At 69.6% G+C, this 19506-nt stretch carries 21 protein-coding genes; 16 read left to right on the forward strand and 5 right to left on the reverse strand.

Translation table 11 applies throughout. The features are described 5' to 3' along the window. The first annotated feature begins 12 nt into the window (after positions 1-12). Positions 13-1413 carry a DUF8189 domain-containing protein gene (locus C8N24_RS32820; RefSeq protein ID WP_121258584.1) on the forward strand — a complete coding sequence of 467 codons (1401 nt, stop codon included), beginning with the start codon at positions 13-15 and terminating at the stop codon, positions 1411-1413. Positions 1414-1451: 38 nt separating this feature from the next. Here the strand turns inward: C8N24_RS32820 and C8N24_RS32825 are convergent, their stop codons facing one another. The 5 genes from C8N24_RS32825 to C8N24_RS32845 all read right to left on the reverse strand — a co-directional run bounded on the left by C8N24_RS32825 (position 1452) and on the right by C8N24_RS32845 (position 5907). After that, positions 1452-2018 carry a YbhB/YbcL family Raf kinase inhibitor-like protein gene (locus C8N24_RS32825; RefSeq protein ID WP_170179585.1) on the reverse strand — a complete coding sequence of 189 codons (567 nt, stop codon included), beginning with the start codon at positions 2016-2018 and terminating at the stop codon, positions 1452-1454. Beyond that, a complete protein-coding gene (trxB, locus tag C8N24_RS32830; protein WP_121258588.1) occupies positions 1994-3007 on the reverse strand; it encodes a thioredoxin-disulfide reductase in 1014 nt (337 codons plus the stop codon). Before trxB ends, C8N24_RS32825 begins: the two co-directional genes overlap by 25 nt. A 16-nt stretch (positions 3008-3023) precedes the next feature. Then, positions 3024-4139 (reverse strand): lysylphosphatidylglycerol synthase transmembrane domain-containing protein, encoded by a 1116-nt coding sequence (locus tag C8N24_RS32835; RefSeq protein WP_121258590.1) that lies wholly within the window; start codon positions 4137-4139, stop codon positions 3024-3026. Continuing rightward, on the reverse strand, positions 4136-5068 hold the full coding sequence (locus C8N24_RS32840) for a phosphatase PAP2 family protein (RefSeq protein WP_245972056.1): 933 nt from the start codon (positions 5066-5068) through the stop codon (positions 4136-4138). The genes C8N24_RS32835 and C8N24_RS32840 overlap by 4 nt, the downstream gene beginning before the upstream one ends. Before the next feature lie 104 nt (positions 5069-5172). Next, positions 5173-5907 (reverse strand): gamma-glutamyl-gamma-aminobutyrate hydrolase family protein, encoded by a 735-nt coding sequence (locus tag C8N24_RS32845; RefSeq protein ID WP_121258591.1) that lies wholly within the window; start codon positions 5905-5907, stop codon positions 5173-5175. A 39-nt stretch (positions 5908-5946) separates the two neighbouring features. On the opposite strand from C8N24_RS32845, the gene C8N24_RS32850 reads away from it, so the two are divergent. The 15 genes from C8N24_RS32850 (at position 5947) to C8N24_RS32920 (ending at position 19489) form a co-directional block, all read left to right on the forward strand. Beyond that, positions 5947-6729, forward strand: a complete 783-nt coding sequence (locus tag C8N24_RS32850; protein ID WP_121258593.1) for an enoyl-CoA hydratase-related protein — start codon at positions 5947-5949, stop codon at positions 6727-6729. 60 nt (positions 6730-6789) lie between these two features. Beyond that, positions 6790-7698 carry a cytochrome c oxidase subunit II gene (coxB, locus tag C8N24_RS32855; RefSeq protein ID WP_170179586.1) on the forward strand — a complete coding sequence of 303 codons (909 nt, stop codon included), beginning with the start codon at positions 6790-6792 and terminating at the stop codon, positions 7696-7698. An 11-nt stretch (positions 7699-7709) separates the two neighbouring features. After that, positions 7710-9383, forward strand: a complete 1674-nt coding sequence (gene ctaD / locus C8N24_RS32860; RefSeq protein ID WP_245972057.1) for a cytochrome c oxidase subunit I — start codon at positions 7710-7712, stop codon at positions 9381-9383. Positions 9384-9430: 47 nt separating this feature from the next. After that, positions 9431-10327 (forward strand): heme o synthase, encoded by an 897-nt coding sequence (locus C8N24_RS32865; RefSeq protein ID WP_121258599.1) that lies wholly within the window; start codon positions 9431-9433, stop codon positions 10325-10327. Between the two features lie 122 nt (positions 10328-10449). Beyond that, positions 10450-10713, forward strand: coding sequence for a hypothetical protein (locus C8N24_RS32870; RefSeq protein WP_121258601.1), 264 nt, complete (start codon positions 10450-10452; stop codon positions 10711-10713). A gap of 57 nt (positions 10714-10770) precedes the next feature. Continuing rightward, a complete protein-coding gene (locus tag C8N24_RS32875; protein WP_121258603.1) occupies positions 10771-12201 on the forward strand; it encodes a PP2C family protein-serine/threonine phosphatase in 1431 nt (476 codons plus the stop codon). Then, complete coding sequence (locus C8N24_RS32880) at positions 12194-13084, forward strand: STAS domain-containing protein (protein ID WP_121258605.1); 891 nt, start codon at positions 12194-12196, stop codon at positions 13082-13084. The genes C8N24_RS32875 and C8N24_RS32880 overlap by 8 nt, the downstream gene beginning before the upstream one ends. A gap of 4 nt (positions 13085-13088) precedes the next feature. Beyond that, positions 13089-13448 (forward strand): STAS domain-containing protein, encoded by a 360-nt coding sequence (locus C8N24_RS32885; RefSeq protein WP_121258607.1) that lies wholly within the window; start codon positions 13089-13091, stop codon positions 13446-13448. Beyond that, on the forward strand, positions 13438-13854 hold the full coding sequence (locus C8N24_RS32890; RefSeq protein WP_121258609.1) for an ATP-binding protein: 417 nt from the start codon (positions 13438-13440) through the stop codon (positions 13852-13854). Before C8N24_RS32885 ends, C8N24_RS32890 begins: the two co-directional genes overlap by 11 nt. Continuing rightward, on the forward strand, positions 13847-14455 hold the full coding sequence (locus C8N24_RS32895) for a SpoIIE family protein phosphatase (RefSeq protein WP_121258611.1): 609 nt from the start codon (positions 13847-13849) through the stop codon (positions 14453-14455). Before C8N24_RS32890 ends, C8N24_RS32895 begins: the two co-directional genes overlap by 8 nt. Positions 14456-14575: 120 nt before the next feature. Then, positions 14576-14965: a helix-turn-helix transcriptional regulator gene (locus C8N24_RS32900; protein WP_245972058.1), complete on the forward strand. Its 390-nt coding sequence runs from the start codon at positions 14576-14578 to the stop codon at positions 14963-14965. Between the two features lie 77 nt (positions 14966-15042). Then, positions 15043-16110, forward strand: a complete 1068-nt coding sequence (gene coxB, locus C8N24_RS35495; RefSeq protein ID WP_121258615.1) for a cytochrome c oxidase subunit II — start codon at positions 15043-15045, stop codon at positions 16108-16110. A gap of 4 nt (positions 16111-16114) precedes the next feature. Further along, positions 16115-18037, forward strand: coding sequence for a cytochrome c oxidase subunit I (ctaD, locus tag C8N24_RS32910; protein WP_121258617.1), 1923 nt, complete (start codon positions 16115-16117; stop codon positions 18035-18037). Between the two features lie 3 nt (positions 18038-18040). Further along, on the forward strand, positions 18041-18871 hold the full coding sequence (locus C8N24_RS32915) for a hypothetical protein (protein ID WP_121258619.1): 831 nt from the start codon (positions 18041-18043) through the stop codon (positions 18869-18871). Further along, positions 18872-19489, forward strand: coding sequence for a cytochrome c oxidase subunit 3 (locus tag C8N24_RS32920; protein ID WP_121258621.1), 618 nt, complete (start codon positions 18872-18874; stop codon positions 19487-19489). Positions 19490-19506: the final 17 nt, after the last annotated feature.

The following is a 19506-nucleotide window of genomic DNA, read 5'->3' on the forward strand; positions in this document are numbered from 1 at the left end:
AGAGTCGGCGGGATGCGCCGAGCCGTCGCCTTTGCTCTCGCCGCGCTCGCGCTCGTCTGCGCCGCGCCCGCGAACGCCAGCCGCACCGTCGCCGTGGACGCGGCGGGCGCGGTCCACGCCTACGTCGTGGGCGCCGACGGCGCGCTGTACCACGCCCCTCCGGGCGGCGTGCTGGCGCGCGTCGGCGGAGCGGGGCTCGCGCAGGAGCCCGTGGCCGTGGAGCGCGACGGGCAGGGACGCCTGCTGGTCGTCGCGCGTACCGACGACGGCGCGCTGCTCGCACTGCCCGACGGCGATTGGTCAGCGCGGGTACAGGTCGCCGCCGGCGCGGCCGGCTCGCCTGAGCTGCTCGTCCTGAGCGACGGGAAGCTCGCGCTGTTCTACCGCGGTGTGGACGGCAAGCTCTGGTCGGTCACCGAGGGCGTCGGCGGCTGGCAGAGCCCCGTGTCGCTCGCCGACGACGCCGCCGGCGACCCGACGGCGACCCTCGACCACAGCGCCGCGATCTTCGTCGTCTACCGCTCCACGACGGGCGCGATCGTCACTCCGGACGGCCTCCAGAACCTGGGTCCGGCCGCGAGCGACCCGGCCGTCGTGCGCTATCCGGACGGCCGGCTCGAGGTGTTCGCCCGCGCCGCCGACGGCACGCTGTGGCGCGCCGCGCAGGAGCTCCCCCTGTTCGGGTTCGGTCCCGTGACGCCGCTCGCTGCGGGCCCGGTCATCGGCACCCCCGCGGCCGTGCTCGACGGCGCGCGCAACCTGCACGTGTTCGCACGCGACGCGGGCGGAGCGCTGCAGGAGATCACGAGCGCGACCGCGCTCGGCGGCGCGCTCAGCGGTGACCCCGCGGCGATCCGCAACCGGTTCGGGCTGATCGAGGTCTTCGCGCCCTCGGGCGCCACGTGGCTCGCCCGCGCGCAGTCCGCGGCGCTGACGTGGGAGCTCGGCTTCCGCGCGCTCGGCGAGGCGGCTCCGGCGGCGGCTCCGGCGCCCGTCCCGCTCCTGGCCTCCCCCACGCCGGCGCCGGTCGTCGTCTCGCCGACCTACGCGCCCCGGCGCCTGCTCGTGGACCTGCGCGCGGACGCCAGGGCCGGCCGGACCAGCACGGTCTTCAAGGGCCTCACGCTGCGCGGCGTGCCCGCCGGCGCGACCGTCACCGCCACCTGCGGCAAGGGCTGCAAGCGCGCGTCGCTCAGCTTCAGGAACGTCGCCGGGACGGTGTCGCTGAAGCCGTTCTTCGCCAAGCGCGCCAAGCAGGGCACGCTCAAGGCGGGCACGAAGATCCGCGTCGTCGTGTCGGCGCCGAACATGATCGCCGCCGTCAAGACGCTCACGGTGCGGCCCCGCAAGGCCCCCACGGTCGCGACCCGGTGCCTGGCACCCGGCGCGGCCGCGGAGACGCTCTGCGCCTGACCCACCCCGAGTAAGGGTGGGGCGGTGGGGCTGCCCCCTTACTGCTTTCTCTCGTACGTGCCGGTGAAGGTGCCGCGGGCGACCGCGCCCTTCACCTTGTCCAGGACGTCCTGCGGTGACGCGCCGTCCTCGAGCGCGCTCGCGTCCTTGATCGCGTACAGGCTGAAGATGTAGCGGTGCGGCCCGTCGCCCTCGGGCGGGCACGGCGGCGTCCAGCCGGACTTGCCGGCCGAGTTCTCGCCGTACTTGGTGCCGGCCGGGAACTGCCCCTGCGGCGCGAGGCCGGCGCCCGTGGCGGCCGTCATCCCGTACGCGGTCCAGTGGAAGAACGGGCCGTCCTTCGCGTCCGGGTCCTCGACCACGAGCACGGTCTCGACCGCCTGGCCGGAGGGCACGGCGCGCCAGACGAGCGTCGGCGGCGTGCCGTCGCCGTCACAGGTCAGCTTCGCCGGGATGGCCGCGCCGTCCTTGAAGTCCGGCGAGGAGAAGTTGATCGTGTCCGGTGCCGTCGGGAGCGTGCTCGCCGCGGGCTCGTCGTCGCCGCCACACCCGGTGATGAGTGCGGCGGCGGCGAGCGCCGCTACGAACGGGCGACCGGTGCCCACTGCTCCTCGGCGAGGTTCCCGGTGCCCTCGAGGGCGGCCGGCGTCGGGACAGCGGGGTTGTCGCGCAGGTACCACTCGGCGTCGAGCGCGGCCTGGCAGCCGGAGCCCGAGGCGGTGATCGCCTGGCGGTACGTGTGGTCGACGAGGTCGCCGGCGGCGAAGACGCCGGGGATGTTCGTCCGGGTCGAGCGGCCGTCGACCTTGACGTAGCCCTCGTCGTCGACGTCGATCAGGCCGTCGACGATCGCGGACTGCGGCTCGTGGCCGATGGCGATGAAGGCGCCGGCCATCGGGACGACGAGCTCCTCGCCGGTCTCGGTGTTGATGAGGTCGGCGCGGTCCAGCTGGCCGTTGTCGCCCGGCAGGAAGGCCTTCACGGTGTACGGCGTCAGGAACTCGATGTTCTCGACCGCCTTGGCCCGCTCGAGCATGATCTTCGACGCGCGGAACTCGTCGCGGCGGTGCACGATCGTGACCTTCGAGGAGAACTTGGCCAGGAAGATCGCCTCTTCCATCGCCGAGTCGCCGCCGCCGACGATGATCGTCGTGCGGTCCTTGTAGAAGGCGGCGTCACAGGTGGCGCAGTAGGACACGCCGCGGCCGCCCAGCTCGTCCTCGCCGGGCACGCCCAGCTTCTTGTGCTCGGCGCCCATCGCCAGGATCACGGTGCGGGCCTTGTAGGCCTCGTCGTCGACCCAGACGGTGTGCGGCTCGCCGCCCGAGCCGGGCTCGAACTTCGTCACGTTGTCGGTGATGAACCGGGTGCCGAAGCGCTCGGCCTGGTCGCGGAACTTCTGCATCATCTCCGGGCCCATGATCCCCTCGGGGAAGCCCGGGTAGTTCTCGACATCCGTGGTCTGCTGGAGCAGGCCGCCCCACATGAACCCCTCGATGCACAGCGGGTTCAGGTTCGCTCGGGAGGTGTACAGCGACGCCGTGTAACCGGCGGGCCCGCTGCCGATGATGATCACGTTCTCGACGTCTGCCATTCGTACCTTTCCACGCTCACGCTTTACTTTGTATAGTAGCGCCGCGTTCCCGTCGCCAAAGCTCCACGCGTGCGCGGAGCTTGAAGAAGGCGAACACCCCTGGGAGAAGGGGTAGCCAGAACGTCAGAGCGCGGAACACCAGGACGGCGACGACGGCGAGACCCGCGTCGACGCCGAACGCGGCGAACGAGCCGATCATGCCACCTTCGACCCCGCCGACGCCACCCGGGATCGGCAGCAGGTTGCCGAGCATCCCGACGAAGAAGGCCTGGACGAGCACCGCGAGCGGCGGCGGGTCGCCGAACGCGTGGAACGCCGCCCACAGCACCGCGATCTGGAACGCCCAGAAGGCGATCGCGCCGAACAGCGCGGGGTCGCGGCTGCGCAGGTGGGCGATCGCGTCGTGCAGGCCGGCCGAGGAGGCGGCGGGGACCGAGGCGAGCCGCTGCGCGATGCGGCCGATGTGCCCGGTGCGCCGCGCGAACCCGTCGAGGCGGCGCTGCAGGTCGGTCGGGACGAGCAGGATCAGCGCCGCGACGCCCATCATGATCAGCGCGATGACGGCCGGCACGAGCGTCATGCCCACGGGCGCCTCGCCCGGGAACAGGCCCGTGCGCAGGCCGAGGCCGCAGATGAGCACGGCCGCCGCGTAGGGGAAGTAGGTCAGGACGAGGAAGCTGATCGTCTTGTCGGCCACCACGCGCCGCCCCAGGCCCGCCTGGCGCAACGCCCAGGCCTGCAGGACCAGGCCGCCGGCGCCGCCGGCCGCGAACAGGCGGCTCGCCGCGAGGCCGGCCATCGTGATCAGGTAGCTCTCGGTGCGGCCGATGATGCCCTTGCCGACCTTCGAGAAGACGCCGCGGAACATCTCGATGTAGCCCCAGAACATGCCCAGGGCGAACGCGAGCGCGACGAGGATCCAGAACGGCGATCCGTCCTGGATGCGCTCCCACGTGTCCTCCAGGCCCGCGAGCTGCGGCAGCAGGAGATAGAGCGCGAGGATCATCGCCGCGAGGAAGCCGCACAGCGTGAGGACGCCGCGGGTGGTGAACTCGAGCCCGCGATCGTCGTCGTCGTGGTCGTCGCCGGGCGGCCGGGGCTCCTCCACCTCCTGCTCCGGCGCGCGGGTCACGAGCGTGCCCTCGCCTCGAGCTGTTGGATCGCGCGGCTGATCCTCCGGGCGACCGGCGAGGCCGTCGGCGCACCGGCGCGGATGCCCTCGGCGAGCGCGAGCCCGGCCATCAGGTCCGTCACGTAGTGCTCGCCCAGGTAGACGAGCGCGAGGCCGAGCGTGGCCACGTAGCTCCAGCCGAGCACGCCCGCGACACGGCCGGTGTCGCTCAGCACGTGCGCGGCCGTCACGGAGGTGGCGAAGTGCAGCGACGGCATGGCGGCCAAGGGATTGCCTCCCAGGACACCGTACAGCGGGCCCCAGCTCTGCTTCCAGAACTGCTCGCCGTACTCGACCATCATCCGCCGCAGCTCCGGCGTGCGCCCGTCCTCCATCAGGCCCTGCTGCGCCGCGTACCACGGCGGCGCGGTCGGGATCGCCCAGTAGCCGATCACGCCGATGTCGAACGTCGCGTAGACCCGCGCCGCCGCGCTCGGGAACTGCTCGGGCCGCTTGAACAGCACGTACGCGACCGTCCCGTGCGGCACGGCGAACCACACCCAGTGCGAGAACACCAGGACCTTCTCGAACAGCCGGAAGTGCCCCTCGGTGCCGAACGCCCGCTGGAGTCGCATCGTCGGCGTCGTCCCGAGCCCGATGGCCCGGTCGATCACCACCGGGTACTTGACCTTGACCCGCGCCTCGAGCTTCTCCGGATCGTCGTTGGGCATCTGGTACGTCGCCAGGTACGCGTACATCTGCAGCACGCACATCCCGATGTCCCGCGCCTTGCTGCGCGGCATCAGGGTCCCGAGGGCGAACGGAGTGGCCGCCGCAGCGGCGATCACCACAGGCGGCTTCAGGCGGAGCCGACGGCGGAGCAACGGCGCCGCGAGGCCGACGGCGAGCACCGTGCAAGCGGCCGCGCGGATGGCGGTCGAGCGGGGCACGGAGACAGCAACTTATCGAGTGGCGCGGATGGGCTTGGTACGGGTGGCCCCAGTTTCGGTCTTCTGGCGGACAGGACCATCTCGCGCCACACCCCCCGCTGTGGTCAGGCCGCGACCAGCGCCGCCTCGTGCACGAAGGCGCGCACGACCCGCGACCGCGGGTCCACCTCCGGGTGCCATTGCACGCCGAGCGCCCACGCGGCCTCCGGCAGCTCGATCGCCTCGACGAGGTCGTCGAGCACGGACCAGCCGGTGGGGACGATGCCCTCGCCCAGCGCGTCGACCGCCTGGTGGTGGTGGGACTTGGTGGCGTGCAGGGTCTCCCCACACGCCCGGGCGGCCAGACTTCCCGGCTCGAGGCGGACGTCGTGGTCCGCGTTGTCGAAGGAGCCCAGCGCGCGGCGGTGGTCGGTGTGGCCGACGTCCTCGGGCAGGTGCTGGATCAAGGTGCCGCCGCGGGCGACGTTCATCAGCTGCATCCCGCGGCAGATGCCGAGGATCGGCAGGTCCCGCTCCAGCGCGCGGCCGAACAGCGCGATCTCGGCGCGGTCCCGGTCCACCCGCGTGTTGGTGACCTTCGGGTGGCGGGGGCCGCCGTAGGACGAGGGGTCGATGTCGGCGCCGCCGGCGAGCATCAGTCCGTCGAGGCCTTCGAGGACGTCGTCCGGGTGCTCGGCGACCCACTCGTCGGGCGGGAGCATCATCGCGATCGCACCGGCGCCCTGGAGGGCGTCGACGTACGCGCGGGAGAGCAGGAAGGCCTCGCGGTCCCAGACGGTCCAGCGCGCCCGCTCGAGCGCGGTGCAGAGGCCGATGCGGGGACGACGGGCGAACGGCATGCCCCTTCGACTACCCGGAGTTGCAGCACAATCACACCCATGACCGTCCAACTGGAGCGCAACGGCGCCGTGTGCACGATCACGCTGAACCGGCCCGAGGCGATGAACGCGGCGAACACCGAGCTGCGCGACGAGCTGCGGCAGGCCGTGGAGGAGAGCGCGGCGGATCCTCACATCCGCGCCGTGATCCTCACGGGCGCGGGCAAGGCGTTCTGCTCCGGCGCGGACCTGAAGTCCGGCTTCGAGCCGGCCGAGGACGGGCGGCCGGACGTCGGCGCGGCGCTGCGCGACCACTTCCATCCGATCATCGAGGGCCTGCGGACGATGCCCAAGCCGGTGATCGTCGCGGTCAACGGGCCGGCGGTCGGCATCGGGATCTCGTTCGCGCTCGCCGGAGACCTGATCCTGGCGGCCGAGTCGGCCTACTTCATGCTCGCGTTCGTGAACATCGGGCTCGTGCCCGACGGCGGGTCGAGCTTCCTGATCCCGGAGCGCATCGGGTTCGCCCGCGCGACGGAGATGGCGATGCTCGGCGAGAAGGTGCCGGCGCGCCAGGCACTGGAGTGGGGGCTCATCAACCGCGTGTACGAGAACGACGCGCTCAAGGCCGAGGCGGAGGCGCTCGCGCAGCGCATGGCCGCCGGCCCGACGCGGTCCTACGCGGGCTCCAAGCGGCAGCTGAACGCCTGGTCGTTCGGACGGTTCCAGGACCAGCTCGCGCTCGAGGCGGAGATCCAGCACGAGGCCGCGCGCACGTCCGACTTCCTCGAAGGAGTCACCGCCTTCGTGGAGAAACGAGCCCCGCGATTCACGGGTTCGTGAGCGTCAGTGACCCGACCGCGCCGCGAAGGCGTCCACTCGCTCCTTATACTCCCGGCCCTCGTGTCCGAAGGTCGTAATCGCCGACGCCTGCTGCTTGCGCTGCCCCTTGCGCTGGTAGCTGCGCTCCTCGCCGCACCGGCAGCTCGCGCCGGTCTCCTGTTCCCCGAATCCGGCGGCTCGCCGAACGCGGACAGCATCCACACCCTCTACGTGATGGTGTTCATCCTCGCGTTGTTCATCTTCGTGGGGGTCGAGGGCACGCTCCTCTGGGCCCTGTTCAAGTTCAAGGCCAAGAAGGGCGCCACCGCCGCTCAGATCCACGGAAATACGAAGCTCGAGATCGGTTGGACCCTCGGCGCCTTCGTGATCCTGCTGTTCATCACGGTCTTCACGTTCATCCAGCTGCCGTCGATCAAGAACCCGAAGCCGTCGCTGATCGACGAGAACGGTCGCGAGCTCACCGCGCAGGTGGACGGCATGCAGGTCGCCGCCACCAACCAGTCGACGCCCAAGGGCCCGACGATGACCATCGAGGTCAACGGCCAGCAGTACGTGTGGCGCTACCTCTACCCGGGGCAGGACCAGCTGCTGACGTACACGGACATGGTCGTGCCGGTCGGCATGACCGTCCTCCTCGACATCACGGCCGACGACGTCGTCCACTCGTGGTGGATCCCCAAGCTCGGCGGCAAGATGGATGCCGTCCCGGGCTACACGAACAAGCTTTGGTTCCGGATCCCGCCGGACGCCATCCCGGAGGGGCAGAAGCAAGTTGTTTACACCGGTCAGTGCGCCGAGCTGTGCGGGCGCAACCACGCGAACATGTACGGCCGCGTGATCGGCATGCGAATGGCGGACTACAAGAAGTGGTACGCGGACAAGGTCCAGCAGCTCAAGACGGCTGAGACCGACGTCGCCGAGCAGCAGAAGAAGCTCACCGAGCAGGAGAGCCAGGGTGGTGACGAGTGAGCGATCACAGCTTGGGTCGCCCCCAGATCATCGCGTCCGCGGTCGACAACCCCGACCGCACGCGTGGCTGGACCTCGTGGATCACCACGACCGATCACAAGAAGATCGGGATCATGTACCTGGCCACCGTCCTGGTGTTCTTCATCCTGGGCGGGGTCGAGGCGCTGCTGATCCGCACGCAGCTCGCGGTGCCGGACAACACGCTGCTCACCCCTGAGCGGTACAACCAGATCCTCACCATGCACGGGACGACCATGGTCTTCCTGGTCGTCGTGCCGGTGTGGGCGGGCTTCGCGAACTACCTGCTGCCGCTGATGCTCGGCGCGCGCGACGTCGCCTTCCCGCGCCTGAACGCCTGGTCGTACTGGATGTACCTGTTCGGCGGCATCGCGCTCTACGCGTCGATGCTCTACTCCCCGCCGGAGGCCGGCTGGTTCTCGTACGTCCCGCTGTCGCTGAAGCAGTACTCGGGCACCAACGGCCAGGAAGCGTGGATCTACATGGTCCACCTCACCGGCCTGAGCTCGATCATCGGCGCGATCAACTTCATCGCCACGATCCACAACATGCGCGCGCCCGGCATGGGCTGGGGCCGCATGCCGCTGTTCGTGTGGACGATCCTGATCTACGCGTACCTCGTGATCGTCGCGCTGACGTCGCTCGCCGCGACCGTGACGATGCTGCTGCTGGACCGCAACTTCGGCACCGGCTTCTTCGACCCCGCGCAGGGAGGCTCGGCGCTGCTCTGGCAGCACCTGTTCTGGTTCTTCGGGCATCCCGAGGTGTACATCCTCGTGCTGCCGGCGTTCGGCGTCTTCTCGGAGATCCTGCCGGTGTTCGCCCGCAAGCCGATCTTCGGCTACAAGGCGATCGCGGCCGCCACGGTCGGCATCGCCTTCCTCGGCATGCTCGTGTGGGCGCACCACATGTTCGCGACGCCGATGTCGACGACCGTGCTCGCGTTCTTCATGCTCATGTCGTTCGTCATCGCGGTGCCGACCGGCGTGAAGATCTTCAACTGGATCGCCACGCTCTGGCGCGGCACGGTCGAGTGGACGACGGCGCTCCTGTACTGCGTCGGCGGCATCGCCACGTTCACGATGGGCGGTATCACGGGCATCTTCCTGGCCGTCTTCCCCATCGACTGGCAGCTGACGGACACCTACTTCGTCGTCGCCCACTTCCACTACACGGCGTTCGGCGCGTCCGCCTTCGCGATGATCGCGGCGCTGTACTTCTGGTGGCCGAAGATGACCGGCCGGATGCTCAGCGAGAAGCTCGGCAAGGTCGGCTTCGCGCTGATGTTCATCGGCTTCCACACGACGTTCCTGATCCAGCACTCGGCCGGCCTGTCGGGCATGCCGCGACGGATCTACGAGTACTCCGAGACCAGCTGGACTTGGTACAACTTCGTCTCGACCATCGGCGCGTTCATGATCGCCCTGAGCGTCGCGGTCACCGTCGTCGGCGTGGTCTGGTCGCTCAAGCGCGGCGCGATCGCCGGCCCGGACCCGTGGAAGGCGAACACGCTCGAGTGGTTCACGCCCTCGCCGCCGCCGGAGAACAACTTCGACGTCGTCCCGCGCGTGCGCTCGGTCGAGCCGATGAAGGACATCCGCCGCGAGATCGAGCAGCGGACCAACGCCGAGCAGCGGTACCGCTCCGGCCAACCCATGCTCCATTAGAAGTCAGGGACATCCCCTCCACCCCACCCCGATCATCCGTACCTGATTTGGAAGCTTCCCGCGCAGCCCTCCCGGTCCCCGGCGTCAAGCAGCTCGTCAGCGACTACTTCACGCTGACGAAGCCGAAGGTGCAGCTCCTGCTGCTCCTGACGACGATCACGACGATGTACGTCGCCGGGGACCCCTCGATCGGCCTCGTGGCGGTCGCCGTCATCGGCGGCTTCCTGAGCGCGGGCGGCGCGGGCGCCTTCAACCACTGGTACGACCGCGACATCGACGAGGCGATGGCCCGCACGGCCTCCCGCCCGATCCCCGCCGGTCGGATCTCCCCGCGCGCGGCGCTGATCTACGCGTTCGGCCTGCAGGTCGCGAGCTTCGTGATCCTGACGGTCGGCGCGAACGTGCTGTCGGCGTTCCTGGCCCTGGCCGGGTTCTTCTGGTACACGGTCGTCTACACGCTGTGGCTCAAGCGCCGCTCGCCGCAGAACATCGTCATCGGCGGCGCCGCGGGCGCCGTCCCGCCGCTCGTCGGCTGGGCGGCCGTCACCGGCAGCGTCGCCCCCACCGCGCTGTACCTGTTCGCGATCATCTTCTACTGGACGCCGCCGCACTTCTGGGCGCTCAGCCTGCTGATGAAGAACGAGTACGAGCGCGTGGGCGTGCCGATGATGCCCGTCGTGCACGGCGAGAAGGAGACGCGCCGGCAGATCGTGCTCTACACGCTGCTGCTGACGCTCCTGACGCTGCTGCCCTTCGTCTTCGGCTTCTTCGGCGCGATCTACGCCGTCGTCGCCGTCGGGCTGAACGCCGCGTTCATCACGCTGGCGATCCGCCTCCAGCGCAACGCGGACCGCGCCAGCGCGCTCCGTGCGTACCTGTTCTCGCTCAGCTACCTCGCGATCCTGTTCGTCGCGATGGTGGTCGACGCCCAACTCCTTTCGTAGACTGGCCCCTCGATGGATCGCAAGCTTGCTCGCAGAAACCTCCGGACGGCGTTCTACGTCTCCATCGTGGGGCTGCTCTTCTTCTGCCTGACCTTCGTCGCCGCCTGGATCTACATCCAGTAATGACCGAGCACACCGAGAACACCGAAGTCGTCGCCGAGACGAACGGCACGGTCCCTCCCGTCGGGGAGGAGATCCACATGCCGGCGCACAGCATCCTGCCGCTGCTCAACGCCGCGGCGCTGGCCGGGATGATCGTCAGCATCACGCTGTCGTGGCTCCTCGTCGCCTTCTTCGGCGTGGCCTTCCTGGCGACCACCATCCGCTGGATCGCGGACGTCCGGCGCGACATCGCCGAGCTCCCGCTCGATCACGGCCATCACTAGCGCCGCCAGCCCTTCTGGCGGCGTGGTGTCGTAGGGTTCCCCTCTGACGTGGGGACCATGGACGGCACCAACGGCGGACCAGCGCTGGCCGCTCGCTATTCCGCGGCCTTCGCGGCCTATCTCGCGGATCGCGGCGAGTCGGCGCTCGGCGCCGCCTACGACATCGGTCGCGAGGCCGTGGCGGCGCAGCTGAGCGTGCTGGACCTCGCCGAGGCGCACCACGCCGCGCTCCGGCACGCGAACGTCAACGACGACGAAGGCCTGCTGGCGGCAGCCGACTTCCTGCGCGAGAGCCTCTCGACGTTCGAGACGGTCCACCGCGGCTACCTCGAGGTGCAGGAGGTCGCACGGCTCGAGCACGAGTACGTGGAGCAGCTGCGCGCGCTCGCCGACGCCTCCGTGGCCATCAACCTCTCACTGACGGTCGAGGCGATCCTGCAGCTCACCGCCGACGCGGCGCGCGAGATCCTGCACGTCGCGCGGGCCACCGTCGCGGTGCTCGCCCCTGATCCGCGCCTGCGCCCGCTCACGGCCACCTCTCCCCCGCGCCTGGGCGGCGGCGACCCGCAGCCGGCCCGGCTGCAGGCCCAGCTCACCGGTCGTGGCAAGGAGCTCGGGATGGTCGAGGTGATCGACGCGGCCGACCGCACGTTCACCCCGCGCGACGAGGCCGTGCTCACGCAGCTCGCCCAGCTCGCCTCGGTGGCGATCTCCAACGCCCAGCTCTACGACCGCGAGCGGACGATCGCGCGCACGCTGCAGCGCTCGCTGCGCCCCGGCGGGCTACCACCCGTGCACGGGCTCAGCGCCGCCGTGCGCTTCCGGCCGGCCGGCGAGGGGATCGAGCTCGGCGGTGACTTCTACGACCTCTTCCCCGCCGGTGACGGCGCCTGGACGGCGCTGATCGGCGACGTTCAGGGCAAGGGGCCGGACGCCGCCGCGGTCACGGCGCTGGCACGCCACACGATGCGCGCGGCGGCCGCCTACGAGTCCCGGCCCAGCGGCGTGCTCGCGCTGTTGCACCGGGCGCTGCGCGAGCAGACCGGCGACGAGGGCCGCTTCTGCACCGTCTGCTACGCCCACCTGCGCGCCGAGACCGGCAAGGTGACGCTCGAGCTCGCCTGCGGCGGGCACCCGCTGCCGCTCGTGGTCGCCCCGGACGGGAGCGTCACGCCGGTCGGCCGGCTCGGCACGCTGCTGGGCTCGGACATCGACCCGCTGCTCAACGACGTCACCGTCGAGCTCAGCCAGGGCGAGGTGCTCGTGTTCTACACCGACGGCGTCACCGAGGTCCGGCGCCGGCGCCAAGAGGTGTTCGGCCACGGCGAGCTCGTGGAGCTGCTCAAGACGTGCGCGGGGCTGCCGCCGGATGCGGTGGCCGATCGCGTGGAGGCGGCCGTGCTGGCCGCCTCAGAAGGCCGGTTGCGCGACGACATGGCGATCCTGGCCTTCGGCCCCACCCCCCAACCCAAGGAGACCGATGGCTGACCCGGACCCCGCGCCCGGCCAACAGGACGCCCGTGACGACCTCTTGCGCGAGCTGGTGTCCCACCTCAGCAACAACCGCACCGAGCTCCGGCAGGAGTGGGCGCGGCGCATCGGCGAGGCCCGGCTGCTGACGGCGCTGACGGAGGAGGAGATCTTCTCCGAGGCGACCTCGGTGTACGACAACTACGTCGAGGTGCTCGAGACCGGCTCCGTCGAGGCGCTGCAGGACTACGCCCGCAACCTGTCCGAGCGCATCATCCCCCGCGGCGTCGAGACCGACGAGGTGCTCGGCATCGTGCTCCTGCTGCGCGACGTGCTCGCGCGCTCGCTGTTCGAGAAGTACCAGGCGGACTTCCAGGTCCTCAACGAGGTGCTCGACGCGTACGAGCCGGCCGCGAACCGCATCGCCAACACGGTGGGCGTGAACTTCGTGCAGGAGCGCGAGCGCATCATCCGCCAGCAGCAGGAGGCGATCCGCGAGCTCTCCACCCCGGTCCTCCAGGTCCGCGAACGGCTCCTGATCCTCCCGATCATCGGCGTGCTCGACGGGCAGCGCGCCCGCCAGCTGACCGAGCAGCTGCTGCGCGGCATCCGCACGAACCGCGCCCGCGTGGTCGTGATCGACATCACCGGCGTGCCGGCGATCGACTCGACCGTGGCCAACCACCTCGTGCAGACGGTCGACGCCTCGCGCCTGATGGGCGCCTCGGTGATCATCACCGGCCTCTCGTCGGAGATCGCCCAGACGCTGGTCACGCTCGGCGTGGACCTCTCGAAGGTCAACGCGGTCGGCGACCTCCAGGGCGGCATCGAAGAGGCGGAGCGCCTGCTGGGCTACACCGTCATCTCCGGCGCCGTCGACAAGGCCGACGACCGGGTCTAGTGCGATGGCCGTCCCGATCCTCAAGCAGGGGCCGTTCCTGATCGCCTCGATCCAGTCCGCGCTGACCGACACCGACGTCCTGCAGCTCCGTGACGACGTCATGGCCCAGGTCACGCGCCACCGGTCCAAGGGGATCATCGTCGACGTCACCTCGCTGGACGTGATGGACTCGTTCGTGTCGCGCTCGCTGCGCGGCATCGCGATGATGACCCGCCTGCGCGGCGCCGAGACCGTGATCGTCGGCATCCAGCCGGAGGTCGCCTTCGCGATGGTGCAGCTCGGCATGAGCTTCGAGGACGTGCAGACGGCGCTGGACCTCGAAGAAGGGCTCGCACTCCTCGAGGCGGGGTTCCTTGGCCCCTGACGCGGCCGAGCGGATCGCGATCGACTCCGACGCGGACGTGGTCACCGCGCGCCAACGCGCGCGGGCGCTCGCGGTCACGCTCGACATGCCGAGCACCGACCAGACGCTGCTGGCCACGGCGATCTCCGAGATCGCGCGCAACATCACGACCTACGCGGTCCGCGGCGAGGTGTTCATCGAGCTCGTGCGCCACACCGACGGACGGCGCGGCGTGAAGGTCGTCGCGCGTGACCAGGGACCCGGCATCGCCGACCTCGAGCGCGCGCTCACCGACGGCTACACGACCGGCGGCGGACTCGGCCTGGGCCTGCCCGGCGCGCGCCGGCTCGTCGACGAGTTCGACATCCAGACCGCTCCCGGCGAGGGCACGACGGTCACGCTCGTGAAGTGGACGCGCAGTGTCTGACGTGGTGGCGGACTGGCCGGGCTCGCTGGACCTCGGCATCGCCGGAGCGCCGCACGAGGGCGAGGAGCGCTCGGGTGACCTGGCCGTGTTCGTGCCGACCGCGACCGGCGCGCTGGCGTGCGTGATCGACGGGCTGGGCCACGGCCCGGAGGCGGCGGACGCCGCCGCCCTGTGCGCCGACGTGGTGCGCGCGCACGCCGAAGCCGACGCGCAAGATCTCATGCAGGCGTGCCACGAGGCGCTCGTGCGGACGCGGGGCGTCGTGATGACCGCGGCGTGGTTCGACCTGGAGGCCGCGCGGCTGCGGTGGGCGGGCGTCGGCAACGTCGACGCGCGGCTCGTGCGCCAGGGTCCCGAGCTGCGCGAGGAGGTCGCGCTCGTGTTCGGCGGCGTGCTCGGCTATCGCATGCCGAACGTGCGTCCCGCCACGATGACGCTGGACCGAGGCGATCTGCTGGTGATGATCACCGACGGCATCGACGCGGCGATCTCCCCCGCGCTCGCGGGCGGCGGCGCCGCGCAGACGCTGGCGGACCGGATCTTCGCCATGCACGGCAAGGGCACCGACGACGCGTTGGTCGTCGTGGTCAGATATCGATAGCTGGGGAAAAGCTGAGAGCGCCGACGTGCCAGAAGTGGCACGTTGACGGCACTTCGTCATCCGTTACAGGGTTAACTGCGTATCCGGTACGTGCCCATGCAACGAGCTTCAACCATTCGCTTGCGCACCTCGCTGTTCCAGGAGGCCGCCGAGATCGTCGATCGGGAGTACGCCTCCGACCTGTCTCTCGACGACATCGCCCGCCGCGTCGCTTCGTCCCGTCGCCAGCTTCAGCGGGCGTACGCGGAGATCGGAGAGACAACGTTTCGCGACCACCTGACGCGCGTGCGCATGCAGAAAGCGGCCGAGATGCTCTCGACCCGCGCCCTGACCGTGCGGGAGGTCGCGCACCGCGTGGGCTACCGCCAGCCGGCCCAGTTCGCCAAGGCGTTCCGCCGCTACCAGGGCGTCGCTCCCTCGGACTTCCGCGCCGGCGGACGCGCCGACAGCCCCGTGCGGGCGGCCCAGACGCGCCGCTTCGAGCCGCGCCCCGCGTACCGCGCGGCGTAGTCCTAAGCGCCAAATTGTTCGCCGGGATACCTCCCGGCTCCGCGTCCGACGTCGTGCTCCCATAGGATGCCGCGACGATGGGGCTTGAGGAGAGAAGTCTCGCGCAGACCGGTCCACGACCGGAGCGCCCGCACGCACACGCTGACTGGAAGCAGATGCTCGGCATCGGGATCGTCGCGTCGATCCTGGGGATAGCCGCCGGCCTGCTCATCGACTGGTTCCCGGTCGCCGCCTCGGAAGAGGCGAAGCCGATCGACACGTTGTGGGACGTCCTGATCATCGCGTCCGTACCCGTGTTCGTCGGAGTGTCGGTCGTCGTGGTGTTCAGCGTCATCAAGTTCCGGATGCGTCCGGGCGAGGAGGAGCTGGACGGCCCGCCGATCCACGGCAACACACGGCTCGAGGTCGTTTGGACCGCGATCCCCGCGATCCTGCTCGTCGGCCTCTGCACCTACGCCTTCATCGTCCTCACGGACGTCGAGAAGGCGCAGGCGAACACGATGGAGGTCCGCGTCGTCGGCGAGCAGTTCGCCTGGACCTTCTACTACCCCGGTGAGGACGGCAAGGAGATCGCCACGCGCGAGCTGCACCTGCCGATCAACCGGCCGATCAAGTTCACGCTGCAGGCCAAGGACGTGCTCCACGACTTCTGGATCCCGGCCTTCCGGATGAAGAAGGACGCGGTGCCCGGGCTCGACGTGACCTACCGCGTCACGCCCAACCGGCTCGGCGAGTACCCGATCGTCTGCGCGGAGCTGTGCGGCCTCGGCCACGCGACCATGCGCGCGAAGGCGGTCGTGACGTCCGAGGCGGAGTTCACGAGCTGGCTCCAGGAGGCGGCCAAGCCGCCCGCGCCGCCCGCCGGTGGCGGTGGCAACAGCGGCAAGGCGCTGTTCACGTCCAACGGCTGCAGCGGCTGCCACACGCTCGCGGACGCAGGCTCGAACGCCACCGTCGGCCCGAACCTCGACAAGGTCCTGGCCGACAAGGACGAAGCCTTCATCAAGACGTCGATCGAAGACCCGAGTGCGGAGATCGCTGACGGGTATTCGGACACCATGCCCAAGGACTACGGCCAGCGGCTGGGCGAAGACGGTGTGGACGCGCTGGCGAAGTACCTGTCCGAAGTGACCAAGGGGGGATGACCGGATGACCGCTCGACTGCGCGCACCAGGTCTCCCGCGGGCGGGGCTCTTCCTCGTCCTCGGCACGCTGTTCTGCGCCGCGATCATCATCGCCGCGCGTGAGGCCTACGGGTTCGAGACGTTCGCCGACGGCGGGATCACCGCGAAGGGCCAGAACGCGATCCTGCTGCTCTCGCTGCTGATCGCGCCGCTGTGGTTCCTGATCGGCCTCGGCGCGTTCGACTACTGGTTCTACTGGGCCGCCGGCAAGAAGGAGCGCGCGGAGGACCACTCCGGGCACGGCGCGACCAGCTGGAAGGACTACTTCCGGGTCAACACCGATCACAAGGTGATCGGCATCCAGTACGTCGTCACGTCGTTCTTCTTCATGCTGATCGGCGGCCTGCTGGCCATGCTCGTGCGCGCGGAGCTCGCTGCGCCCGGCTCGCAGTTCGTGGACCCGAACGTCTTCAACGGCCTCTTCAGCGTCCACGCGTCGCTGATGATCTTCCTGTTCATCATCCCGGTCTTCGCCGGGCTGGCGAACTACGTGCTCCCGCTGATGATCGGCGCGCCGGACATGGCGTTCCCGCGCCTGAACGCGCTGTCGTTCTGGATGCTGCCGATCGCGGGCATCATGATGACCGCGTCGTTCCTGGCGCCGGGTGGGTCCTTCTCCACCGGCTGGACCGCGTACGCGCCGCTGAGCACCTCCGCCCCGCTCGGGCAGATGTTCTTCACGATCGGCGTCCAGTTCGCGGGCGCGTCATCGATCGCGACGGCGCTGAACTTCCTGGTGACCATCATCACCATGCGCGCGCCGGGCATGTCCTTCTGGCGCATGCCGCTGCTGGTGTGGGCGAACTTCTCGACGTCGCTGCTCGTCGTGATCGCCACGCCGTTCGTCGCCGCGTCGCAGTTCTTCGTGCTCTTCGACTACGCGCTCGGCTTCAACTTCTTCCGGCCCGAGAAGGACGGCGACGTGCTGATGTACCAGCACGTCTTCTGGTTCTACTCGCACCCGGCGGTCTACATCATGATGCTGCCGGGCTTCGGGATCATCTCGGAGATCCTGTCGGTCAAATCCAGGAAGCCGATCTTCGGCTACCGGATGATGGCCTTCTCGCTGCTGGCGATCGTGCTGCTCGGGTTCACCGTGTGGGCCCACCACATGTTCGTCTCGGGCATGCAGGACTGGATCCGGATCCCGATGATGGTCACGACCGCGATCATCGCGGTGCCGACCGGCATCAAGATCTTCAGCTGGCTCGCCACGCTGTGGAAAGGCGTCCTGCACCTGGACACGCCGATGCTATGGGCGCTGGGCTTCCTGACGATGTTCACGCTCGGCGGCATCTCCGGCGTGATCCTCGCGATGGTGCCGATGGACATCTACGTCTCGGACACCTACTTCATCGTCGCCCACATCCACTACGTGCTCTACGGCGGCTCGCTGTTCACGATCTACGCCGGCGTCTACTACTGGTTCCCGAAGATGACGGGCCGGATGTTCGACGAGCGGCTCGGCAAGGCGCACTTCTGGCTCACGTTCGTCTCCTTCAACGCGACGTTCGGGCCGATGCACCTCGTGGGCGTGAAGGGCATGCCGCGACGGGTCGCGGACTACGCCGAGGAGTTCGCCGGCTGGAACCTGTTCATCTCGCTGAGCTCGTTCGTGCTCGGGCTCTCGACGCTGATCTTCATCTACAACATGGTCTCGTCGTGGCGGGGCGGGCCGCGCGCGTCCGCCAACCCGTGGCGCGCGCTGACGCTCGAGTGGCAGGTCACCTCGCCGCCGCCGACCTTCAACTTCGACCGCATCCCGACCGTGGTCGGTGGCCCGTACGAGTACGGGGTGCCCGGCCATGTCCACGGGATCCTGGAGCCCGCCGAAGAGGCGCGGCCAAAGCAAGCGGCCGGCGCTTCGTCGGCTGAGGAAGGGGTCTAAGCCGTGCCGACCGTGCTCATCCTCGCCAACGAGACCATCGCCGGTGGGGCGCTCCTGAACCGGATCAAGGAGCGGGCCGAGGACGGCTCGCGCTTCTTCGTGGTCGTGCCGCAGACCCGCCCCCGCCACGGCAACGTCATCTATGACGACGTCGTACGCGACAGCGCGCAGGTGCGCATGGAGCTCGCGGTGGAGTACATCCGCGACCTCGGGGCCGTCGGCGACGGCGAGGTCGGCGACGCCGACCCGTTCAACGCGGCCATGGACGCGTTCCGCGCGCACCCGATCGACGAGATCATCGTCGGCACCAAGCCGGCCTCCAACTCGGCGTGGATGAAGCGCGACATCATCGAGCGCCTCGAGGACGAGACGGGCGTGCCGGTCGAGCACGTCGTCGTCGACGTCGACAAGGACGGCCTGCCGTTCGACGTGACGCTCGTGGTGGCGAACCTGACGTCCGCCGCGCCCGAGCTGGTCGAGCGCCTGAAGGCGATGGCCGAGGAGAGCGAGAAGCCCAAGCGCTACGTGCTGATCGTCCCGCAGGACGGCACGGACGGCGAGCACGTCCGCGGCGCCCGGCAGCGTGGCCGGCGCCTGCTCGCGTCACTCGACGACGTCGGCATCATCGCCGCGGGCATGATCGGCGACCCCGACCCGTACACGGCGATCATGAACGCCGTCCAGTACTTCTACGTGCACGACATCCTCATCTCGACGCTGCCCGAGGGCTCGTCGCAGTGGGTGGCCGACAAGCTCGTCGAGCGCGTCCGCGACTCGACGCACCTGCCGGTCGAGCACATCGAGGCGCACGTGAACGAGACGGCGGGGGCGTAGGTGGCGGCAGCCGCGCACCTCGGCGCCGCCGAGCACGACGAGCACCATCACGGGCCGCCACCGGCCAACCGCTCCTCGCGGGTGGACCCGGCGACGCTCGGGATGCTGCTTTTCATCATCTCGGAGATCATGGTCTTCGGGGCCTTCTTCACGGCCTACTTCTTCATCCGGGTCGTGGGTGGCGCCGAGTGGCCGGCCGAAGGCGACCACCTGCCGAAGCTGATCGCGGGCTTCAACACGGCGATCCTGATCTCGTCGTCGTTCACGATCCACTACGCGCAGGAGTCGATCCGCAAGGACAACCGCCTCGGCCTGCAGCTCGGCATGGTGGCCACGTTCCTGCTCGGCGCGACGTTCCTGTTCATCCAGATCAACGAGTACGTCCACATCGGCTTCTCGCCGCAGGACCACGCGCAGGGCACGATCTTCTACGGGCTCACCGGCCTGCACGGCGCCCACGTGACGATCGGCCTGATGCTGCTCGCGTTCGTGACGATCCGCTCCTTCCGCGGCCACTACTCGTCCGGCCATCACCTCGGCATGGAAGTGCCGGGCATCTACTGGCACTTCGTGGACGTCATGTGGATCATCGTCTACCTGACGGTCTACATCATTTGAGCCAGTTCAACCCTCTG

The sequence above is a fragment of the Solirubrobacter pauli genome (assembly GCF_003633755.1).
GTDB lineage: Bacteria > Actinomycetota > Thermoleophilia > Solirubrobacterales > Solirubrobacteraceae > Solirubrobacter > Solirubrobacter pauli.